Annotated in this window: 7 protein-coding genes and 1 pseudogene; 7 read left to right on the top strand and 1 reads right to left on the bottom strand. The window is 34.2% G+C overall.

The window, feature by feature from the left end; all coding sequences use genetic code 11:
• A pseudogene (locus ACJAZK_RS11670) lies at positions 1 to 354 on the top strand (SAM-dependent methyltransferase); the annotation flags it as partial.
• A 236-nt stretch (positions 355 to 590) separates the two neighbouring features.
• Here the strand turns inward: ACJAZK_RS11670 and ACJAZK_RS11665 are convergent.
• Positions 591 to 3083, bottom strand: a complete 2493-nt coding sequence (locus ACJAZK_RS11665; protein WP_415224133.1) for a M14 family metallopeptidase — start codon at positions 3081 to 3083, stop codon at positions 591 to 593.
• 275 nt (positions 3084 to 3358) lie between these two features.
• Here ACJAZK_RS11665 and bshC point away from each other — a divergent pair, with 275 nt between their 5' ends.
• The 6 genes from bshC (at position 3359) to ACJAZK_RS11635 (ending at position 10112) form a co-directional block, all read left to right on the top strand.
• Positions 3359 to 4966 carry a bacillithiol biosynthesis cysteine-adding enzyme BshC gene (gene bshC / locus ACJAZK_RS11660; protein ID WP_415224132.1) on the top strand — a complete coding sequence of 536 codons (1608 nt, stop codon included), beginning with the start codon at positions 3359 to 3361 and terminating at the stop codon, positions 4964 to 4966.
• 188 nt (positions 4967 to 5154) lie between these two features.
• The gene (gene guaA, locus ACJAZK_RS11655) at positions 5155 to 6690 is read left to right on the top strand and encodes a glutamine-hydrolyzing GMP synthase (protein ID WP_415224131.1); all 1536 of its coding nucleotides are present in this window, start codon (positions 5155 to 5157) and stop codon (positions 6688 to 6690) included.
• Positions 6691 to 6901: 211 nt separating this feature from the next.
• Entirely contained in the window at positions 6902 to 8809 is a 1908-nt protein-coding gene (locus tag ACJAZK_RS11650) for a PBP1 and LysM peptidoglycan-binding domain-containing protein (RefSeq protein ID WP_415224130.1), read from the top strand.
• The gene (locus ACJAZK_RS11645) at positions 8810 to 9220 is read left to right on the top strand and encodes an OsmC family protein (protein WP_415224129.1); all 411 of its coding nucleotides are present in this window, start codon (positions 8810 to 8812) and stop codon (positions 9218 to 9220) included.
• 114 nt (positions 9221 to 9334) lie between these two features.
• Positions 9335 to 9877 carry a DUF922 domain-containing protein gene (locus ACJAZK_RS11640; RefSeq protein ID WP_415224128.1) on the top strand — a complete coding sequence of 181 codons (543 nt, stop codon included), beginning with the start codon at positions 9335 to 9337 and terminating at the stop codon, positions 9875 to 9877.
• Between the two features lies 1 nt (position 9878).
• Positions 9879 to 10112, top strand: coding sequence for a DUF3820 family protein (locus ACJAZK_RS11635; protein ID WP_415224127.1), 234 nt, complete (start codon positions 9879 to 9881; stop codon positions 10110 to 10112).
• Positions 10113 to 10379: the final 267 nt, after the last annotated feature.

The following is a 10379-nucleotide window of genomic DNA, read 5'->3' as shown; positions in this document are numbered from 1 at the left end:
GAGAAAGATTTAGAATTTCATTGTTTGGATATTGCAGTAGATGATTTACCTTCTGGAGACTGCGCTCTATTAAGGCAAGTTTTACAACATTTATCCAATGCTGAAGTAAAACGCATAGTACATAAATTAACAGATTTTAAATATGTTATTTTAACAGAGCACGTGCCTGAAGGAGACTTTATACCTAATAAAGATATTATTTCTGGTCAAGGGATTAGGTTGAAAAAGCAAAGTGGTTTGAGTATATTAACTCCGCCTTTTAATTTGAAGATAAAAGGAGAGTGGCAATTATTGTCTGTTGTTTTAAAGGATGGTAAAGGGCTCATCGTTACCACACTTTATGAACTTTTATAGGCAATGCTCAAATGTTTCGCAAGGTATTTTGGTAAATTATTAGTCAACACCAGTGTGTCCAAACTTCCCTATTATATTCTTTGTATCTAATGCGCCTTAAAAATTACGCGAACCTTTTTGGTGTCGTTTTAGATAACTATAAAAATAGTATAAGTAAAGGATCTTTAAAAAAAAGGTTCAGGTATCTATTGTGCTGGAACCTAAAATTTCCGAAGAAAAAAAGATTAAAATAGATCTTATAATTCTGCCAAATTATTATTTACAAAAAAGATAGCGTTCACAAAAAATAGTTTTCCATTCTCCCAAAAACTTCTAAACATCACGTTGTCCACGATGTAAATAACGCTTCCACTTCCCATACGTTGCTCGCCAAAAACCAATGACTTATTTAATTGTTTGAGCGCCTCTTGTCCTGCATAGCCAGATACGTTTTTAGGGCTGTCACCAAGATAGGCTACGTTATAACCAGTATCTAAAAGACTGTAAGACGTATTGCCTTGTTTCAATGTGAAATAATAGTCGTCATAACCAAAAGCCAGTGGATGTGTATTGTCGACATCTGTTTTAAAAATAGCACCTGTGATTAAGTTTTTAGTATTATCACGTTCTCTGTCTGCATATTTAATGGTTTTGTTTTGATTGTTTTCTATGGAGTCTTCCGTTTGATTTCTTTTTAATCCAAAATCGTCCTTGCCAGCAAAACTGTTTAATGCTCCATCAATAGCTATGAGTTTTCCGCCAGAGCGAACCCATATTTTAATTTTGTCTGTAAGGTCTTCATTTAGAAAACCACTATAATAGCCATCTGGCATGACCAACACATTGTATTTTGATAAGTTAGTGCTAGACAAGTCCTTTGTATTAATTGAAGTTACTGGATAGTGAAGCTGCTGCTCAAAAAAGTGCCATAGCTCACCATAGCTTAATGATGAGGTGTAATCTCCAGAGAGTATTGCTATTTTTGGAGCATTTACTAATTTAATGTCTGGTGATCCAAAATCTGGTCCTGAGGTTGAAAATCCAGAGATAATAGCATTTGGAGTTCTGTTATTTGAAATGGCAATGTCAAATACTTTGTCATCAAAATTAGCTACCTTTTTATTATCTCCTCGAACAATTATTAGAGAACCTCTGTTGTATGTTTTCCCTTGAGTTGTAAACGGTTTTTCTGTAAATCGAACCTTGATATTGTTTTTAAGTAATTCTGCAAGAAATTGTGCATCCTTCATGCTATTCCATTCAATAACGTAACCTGTAGCAGAAGAATTTGAAACAGGAGTAGCATAGCCATTCCTTAATTTATCATTCGTGTTTACATTGCTTTTACTCGCAATGGCTCCTAATCCGTAGGCATAAGGTACAGACCAAGCCGTGATGTCATAAGTAAGAGAATCACTCAATGCTGTGTTAGGCTCAAATAATACTTTTACCATTTTTCCTTTAGGCTGATTGGTGCTCACCACCAAATCATTAGTCGTTGTGTTGAGCTGCCCTTGTTTAGAAGACCAATAGTCAAACCCAGTTACTTTTCCACCTTGAGCGAAACCATAAGAGATCTCATGTTTATCTAGAAGTAGGGTTAAGCTTTCAATCTTATCTGCATGTCCTTGTAAAACATAACTCTTATATAACAGCTTTGAATTATCAAAGTAATTGCCAAACTCAGTATTCAGTTTTTTGGCATTTTGCGACGAGATTTCAACAGTTGATATTCCAGTAGTTGTATGGTGGGTTAGTCTGTCAACTAAAGTCAATACCTCACCTTCATCATTTAAAACTCCTAATCCTGCACGTCCATGGCCACCTTGTTCATAGGTCATTCCAATGGCTCCCATATAAGTTGGGTAGGTGTCACCATAACTTGGATATAATAAATCAAAACGTTCGCGAGTAAAATATAACCAGCCCTCAGCATCAAAATATTTAGCATGATTTTCACCAATTTGTGTCTGGAAATTACGTTGCCAGTCGCTAATAACTTCATGAAACGGTTCGGCAGCAGGTGCGAAATAATACGGTTCGTTGATACCTTGCTCATGAAAATCTACATGAATATGAGGTAACCATTTGTTATACACTTTTAATCGCGCTTGCGTTTCGACTTGCGTAGCCCAAGCCCAATCTCTATTTAAATCAAATAAATAATGGTTTGGTCGTCCTCCAGGCCACGGCTCGCTATGTTCGCTAGCTTGTTGGTCAATATTATAAGGCACGCTCGCAGTTTTATTATACCAATTCACGTAGCGATCACGGCCATCTGGATTAATACAAGGGTCAATAATCACAACCGTATTTTTTAAATACTCTTTGTTCTCGGTCAATAATTTATAAATGGTAAGCATTGACGCTTCTGTACTTGACGCTTCATTGCCATGCACATTATAACTGAGCCAAACAATCGCAATATCATTAGTAGTTGATGGGCCTTCCAATACCCCAGCGTTTTTGAGGTTATTCTCTCGTATTTGCTCTATATTTTTCATGTTTTCTTCGGAAGATAGATACACTAACAGCAATGGTCGTCGCTCATTGGTTTGTCCGTATTGTTCTACTTTTACTTGCTTAGGAAGCTGCGCCTCTATATGTTTAAAGTAATCCATAACTTGATGGTGTCTGGTAAACTTTGTGCCAATGTCATAACCTAAAAAACCGGAAGGTGATTGTAGGTTTTGAGCAAAAATTGAGGCAGAACAAACAAATGCAAGGATAAAAGCGAATGACTTAATCATAATATTAAAATCTAAATGAGTTGTGATAATTAGTAAATATAAGAAGTGCAAGTGAATATATACAAGCATCATTCTAATTTAATGAGATAAAACATATTATGTCTGCTTTAGCATAATGAAACCTTAGCTAATGCTATGCTTGATTTTTCTAATTTTCATAAAGAAAAAGAAGGTATTTTAATTTCATTAAATTCAAGTAATGCGAGGTATTAACTAAACTTTAGGACTCAAAAAAGTGAAGAAGCTTATATTTACGCTAGAATTGAATTGAAACTATGCTAACAGACAGTATTCCGTTTAGAGAAACCAACTATTTCTCTTCTTTGATTTGCGATTATCTAGATGAAAATAATGATTTAAAATCGTTCTATAACCGGTTTCCAAAGCTTGAGAATTTTAAAGCTCAAATTGAGGAAAAACGAGGTTCTTTTTCTTCGGAAACGAGAGTGGTTTTGGTGAAATCTGTAAAAAACCAATATGCATCTGTTGCGGTGTCTGAAGCGACTAAAACGAATATCGAATTACTAAGCAATAACGAAACGTTTACGGTTACTACAGGTCATCAACTCAATTTATTTACGGGGCCACTTTATTTTTTTTATAAAATTATTTCCACAATTAATTTGTGCACACAGCTTAAGGCTGAATATCCAAAACAAAACTTTGTACCTATCTATTGGATGGCAACTGAAGATCATGATTTTGAAGAGATAAATTACTTCAATTTTAGAGGACAAAAACTACAATGGAATCGAAAAGCATCTGGGGCGGTAGGTGAATTACAGCTTGACGGATTGGACAGCGTTTTTGAGGTTTTTGCGAACCAATTAAATACTTCGACCAATGCAGAAACGCTAAAGCAATTATTTAAAAGTGCTTATTTAGAGCATCAAGATTTAACAGATGCCATGCGTTATCTGGTCAATGAATTATTCAAGGACCAGGGTTTGGTGATTGTTGATGGTAATGATACAGAATTGAAACGTTTGTTTATCCCGTATGTAGAAGATGAGTTGGTAAATCAAACCTCTTTTGATAAAGTATCTCAAGCTAATAGTCATTTAAATGGCCTTGACGGAAATTATAAAATTCAAGTAAACCCTAGAGAAATAAACCTGTTCTATATCACAAAAGATATAAGAGAACGCATCATAGAAACTGAAGGTGTTTATCAGGTACTCAATACAGCTATTTCCTGGAGCAAGAGTGAGATACTTAAACACCTAAGTGAGGTGCCTGAGCGGTTTAGTCCAAATGTGATTATGCGACCTTTATTTCAAGAAGTCATTTTGCCAAACCTCTGTTATATTGGAGGAGGAGGAGAGTTGGCCTATTGGTTGCAACTCAAATCTAATTTTGAAGCACAAAAGGTCGTGTTTCCTCTCTTGTTGCTTCGGAATTCGGTGTTAATTATGACCGATAAACAAAAAGATAAACTTCAAAAGCTAAATGTTTCAGTGGACGATTTGTTTCTAAAACAAAATGAATTACGAACTAAGGTTACCAAGCAAGTCTCTGGAATCACAATCGATTTTTCATCTCAAAAAGCACATTTAGAACAACAATTTAAAGAGTTATATGTGCTCGCAGAGCAAACTGATGAATCATTCATTGGCGCAGTGAAAGCACAAGAAGCAAAACAAATTAAAGGACTCGACAATCTAGAGAGTAGATTGCTTAAAGCACAAAAACGAAAACTTAGTGATCATTTAGAACGGGTTACAGTATTGCAAGACGATTTGTTTCCTCGCCAAAGTTTGCAAGAGCGTAATATGAATTTCTCTGAGTTCTATTTAGAGTATGGAGATGTTCTTATTTTGAAGTTAATAGAAAATTTAGAACCTTTAAAAAGTGAGTTTTTGGTGTTAACGGTTCAGAATTAGTATTCATAGTTTAGAGACTAATATTGACTGTTTATATCGATTAGACTTCGTGCTTTTTAATTTACATTTCAACATCTTAGTGACTTTAAAACGTCACACTTTTACTACAAATAATAAAGTGTTAAAAAGTAAACCCAAAAAACTTCAAATCTTAAATCTTAATTCCTAAATCATTACTATTTTTGTACATGCAACACAACAAAGTCCTAATTTTAGATTTCGGTTCGCAATACACACAACTTATTGCACGTCGCGTTAGAGAGTTAAACATCTATTGCGAAATTCATCCATTCAACAAAATCCCTGTAGATTCAGAGAGCTTTAAAGCTGTCATCCTTTCTGGTAGTCCAAACTCCGTTAGAGGTGAAGCTGTATTGCATCCAGATCTTACTCAAATAAGGGGTAAAAAACCCATGCTCGCTGTTTGTTATGGTGCGCAGTATTTAGCTCATTTTTCTGGAGGAAAAGTAGCAGAGTCTAATACCAGAGAATACGGTAGAGCTAATTTGAGTTTTGTAAAACAAGATGATGACTTCTTTACAGGTATTTCTAAAGGAAGTCAAGTGTGGATGAGTCACAGTGATACTATCAAGCAACTACCTACCAACGGTGTTTTATTGGCAAGTACGCATGATGTTGAAAATGCAGCTTTTAAAATTGAAGGTGAAAAGACATATGCCATACAATTTCACCCAGAAGTATATCACTCAACAGATGGGAAACAATTATTAGAAAATTTCTTAGTACATATTGCACAAGTGGAGCAAGATTGGACACCAGATTCATTTGTTGATGAAACCGTAGATGCACTTAAAGCACAATTAGGAAACGATAAAGTCGTTCTAGGATTGTCGGGAGGTGTAGATTCATCTGTAGCAGCCATATTACTGCATAAAGCAATAGGGAAGAACTTATACTGTATTTTCGTAAATAATGGTTTACTTCGGAAAAATGAATACTCCAGCGTACTCGAGCAATACGAAGGCATGGGGCTTAACGTTAAAGGTGTAGATGCTTCGGCACGCTTTTTGGATGCTTTGGAGGATATAAGTGATCCTGAGTTAAAACGGAAAGCAATAGGTCGTGTATTTATTGAGGTTTTTGACGATGAGTCTAATGAAATTGAAGGTGTAAAATGGTTAGCGCAAGGGACTATTTATCCAGACGTTATAGAGAGTGTTTCTGCAACAGGAGGACCAAGTGCAACGATTAAAAGTCATCATAACGTTGGAGGATTGCCAGATTATATGAAATTAAAAATTGTAGAACCTTTAAGAGCATTGTTTAAAGACGAAGTTCGACGTGTAGGAGCTTCTATGGGAATGGATAAAGATATTTTAGGTCGTCATCCGTTTCCTGGACCAGGCTTGGCAATTAGAATATTAGGTGATATCACGCGTGAAAAAGTACGAATCTTACAAGAGGTAGATGCTGTGTTTATTGACAATTTAAAATCTTGGGGTTTATATGATAAAGTTTGGCAAGCAGGCGCAATGTTATTACCAGTGAATAGTGTAGGTGTCATGGGCGATGAGCGTACATATGAAAAGTGTGTGGCATTAAGAGCAGTAGAAAGTACAGATGGAATGACTGCAGATTGGGTCAACCTTCCCTATGAGTTTTTACAAAAGACCTCAAATGAGATTATAAATAAAGTAAAAGGTGTAAACCGTGTGGTTTATGATATTAGTTCTAAACCACCTGCGACTATTGAGTGGGAATAATTACTGAGCAAATAGGACTCCCTTTATGGTAAAATAGAGATGTTAAAGCTAGAGTAAATTACCTTAACTTCGGTTGAGAAATATACTGAAACTATAAAAAGTTTTCATTTAAAACCTCTCATTTTTGCTCAGTATAGTTTGAAACATAGACGAGTTGTAATCAATTAAAATTTCCGAAGAAGAAGAGGAAATAAGACATAAATTTTTATCAATGAAAAAACTCATTCTCATACTTGTAACTTTGTTTTGTAGCTTGTCTGTTGTAGGTCAAGATTACAAAACACACAAGGTTGCTCTAGGCGAAACGATAGCCACTATTGCTAAGAATTACTTAGTTACGCCTTTTGATATTTATGCGCTTAATCCAGATGCTAAGACATCCCTAAAACTAAATACGGTACTTATTATTCCAACCAGTCGTGTTAAGAATGAGCCTATTAAAGAGTCTGTAAAAGAGGTAATTGGGTTTAAAAATCACAAAGTTAGACGTAAGCAAACCTTGTACAGTATTTCTAAACAATACAATGTTGAGATTGGGGATATCAAAAAATATAACACCAGATTATATTCTGAAAACTTACGTAAAGGCGATCGCATTAAAATTCCTAGATTCAAAACAATCGTTAATCAAGTCACCTTAAATAATACAGTTAAAAAATACACCGTATTACCTAAAGAAGGAAAGTGGAGAGTGGCTTATAAATTTGGGATTACAGTACCACAACTCGAAGCACTAAATCCTAACATGAGTGAAGTTTTACAACCTGGTCAAGAAGTAAATGTTCCTAATATTGGAGATAATGAAGAGAAAGCTGTTGAAGAAAATTATGGCTATTATACAGTTTTGAAAAGTGAAGGTTTTATGTCGCTTAATAGAAAATTAGGTCTAACCCAAGAGCAATTGGAGACTTTGAATCCCGAACTAAAGGCGAGCGGACTCAAATTAGGGATGGTTTTAAAAGTACCGATAGATGTAAAATCAGCAACGATATTTAAAGATTTAGCAATTACGAACCTGTCTCGTAATCTTAAGAACCTTAGTGTCAAAAGGATCGCTTTAATGTTGCCTTATGGTACGCATAAATTTGATATAGATTCTGTGCAAGAAGCTAAAAAAAGAATTAGAAAAGATGCATATTTATCTATATCCTTAGATTTTCACGCAGGAGCATTAATGGCTATAGACTCTGCAAAACGATTAGGTATTTCTACATATTTTAAGGTTTATGATACAAAAAATCAATTATCTGAGGTATCTAATATTTTAGATGCTAATGATTTTTCAGATTATGATGCCGTTATTGGTCCATTAGTGCCAAAAAATTTAGATCGTGTAGCGTCAGATTTAAAACGACATAATATTCCTGTTATTTCTCCTTTTTCTACGCCAACGACTCTGTATGATAATGTATTTCAAAGTGTACCGTCGGGTGACTTATTAGAGAATACAATTATTAAGTATGTGAAATTAGATTCTCTGCCTAAGCATGTAATAATCATTTCAGATTCAAAACATAAACGTATTAGTGATAAGTTGAAAGTTGAATTTGCTAATGCAGAGCAAATCTATTCTAGAAATAATAAAGAAGGCAAAGAGGCTTATTTTATATATCAAACAGATTTAGAAAATATCTTTAAAAATGGAAAAAATATTGTGTTCTTAGAAACCGATAATGAGGGATTTGCTTCCAACGTTATCAGTATGATTAATGGATTGATCTCTGATGAGAAAGAAATAATTTTATTTACTACTGATAAGAATAGAGCTTTCGAGGGTAGAGAGATTTCAAATTACCACTTGTCTAATTTGAAGTTTCATTATCCATCAGTAAATAAAACGGCAGATATTGGATCTTCGAAAAATGCATTTATACGAGCTTATAGACGTGCATATAACGTGAGTCCAAATAAGTACGCAGTTAGAGGGTTTGATTTAACCTTAGATCTTTTGTTGCGTTTAGCTAGCGAAGATGATTTATATAAAGCGTCTTCTAATGATATAGAAACCGAGTATGTCGAGAATAAATTTAGATATTCTAAAAAGATGTTTGGAGGCTTTTATAATGAAGCGGTTTATGTCGTAAAATATGACAACTTAACTATAGTAGAAGCAGAATAAATGACATCAAAAGTAACTTACTTAGGCGATTTAAGAACAGAAAGTGTTCATTTAAAATCCAATAATTCATTCTTAACAGATGCACCTTTAGATAATAATGGGAAAGGTCAGGCGTTTTCGCCTACAGACACCATTGCTACTGGACTAGCAAGCTGCATGATGACGGTTATGGGAATCAAAGCCAACGATATGGGAGTTGATATGAAAGGAACTATTGCTCATGTCACAAAAACGATGGCCAATGATCCTAGACGAATTTCTAAAATAGAAGTGGTTTTGGAGTTGCCTTTTGAAGCAGAGGTCAAGACACGTAAAATTTTAGAACGTATTGGATATACCTGTCCTGTTCATTATAGTTTACATCCAGATATCATAAAAGATATCACGTTTAATTGGACGAATTCTAATTAAACTTTAAAATGATATACATAAATTTTTGCTTTTAAGTGTAGCCTCGACAACACTCAAAATAATTCAATTTATTAATACATGATTCTAAAATTTAACTAGAATACTGCAAACTAAATGCTACCGAGACTGTTAATTGTTTTTTTATTAATTCTGAAACCTGCTACAATCGAAGAGGTTACTATCTCGTGGAGTGATAATAAAAAACTCACTTGGTCAGATTTCAAAGGTCAAGTTGAGCAAAATACAGATGCTGTTGCAGTCACTGCTTCTGGGATTACATTTTCATTTTCGGTAAGTCAATCTAATGACAAATATATCGATTTCAATGCCATTGTCGAAGCACATTTCTATCCAGAAAAATCATGGTATTTAAAGAACAAAGGTGATGATTATATTTTAGCTCACGAGCAACTTCATTTTGATATTACAGAGCTTCATGTGAGGCAATTACGTTTTAATATCTCTAGAGTAAATGTTTCGCAAAATATTAAACAAGAACTTAGGGATTTACATGAGCAAGCCAATAAAAACTTGGCCATAATGCAAAATGACTACGATACACAAACTGATAATTCTATAAACAAGAAGGAACAGATTGTCTGGTCTCAATTTGTAAAAATTGAACTTTATAAATACAAGGACTTCCACTCAAAATAAGATGTTGCAACCAGATAAAAATTTTCTCATTAAACTCGCACACACCAAAATGCCTTTTGGTAAATATGAAGGTCGTTATCTCATAGACTTACCAGAATATTATGTGGTTTGGTATCACAATAAAGGCTTCCCAAAAGGAAAACTAGGTGATATGTTGATTCAAGTTTATGAGTTAAAATTAAATGGGTTGGAAGACTTGATACGTAATATTCAAAAGCGATATCCTAAACAATAATCAATCGTAAACATGAGCTTTTCAAGCCAAGGGACTTAAAAGATAGGCTAAAACAGTTTTGTGTTTGATTTTTATTCTTCAATTGGTTTAAGTTGTTTTTTCTATCTGCATTGTAGATAATAACTCCGGTCGAAGTATAAAAGTAATGGAGTCAGGTTTTTCCTTTTTTAATATAGAATCCTCTTTTTTAATGCCATCACAGATTTTTATACATACAGATATAGAAGTGAAATTTATTTGACAATATCAGTCAATATTTCTCACTAA

This window comes from Psychroserpens sp. (assembly GCF_047633235.1).
Taxonomy (GTDB): Bacteria; Bacteroidota; Bacteroidia; order Flavobacteriales; family Flavobacteriaceae; genus Psychroserpens.
The sequence above is the reverse complement of the archived record's forward strand: the minus strand, read 5'-3'. Positions and strand labels throughout refer to the sequence as shown.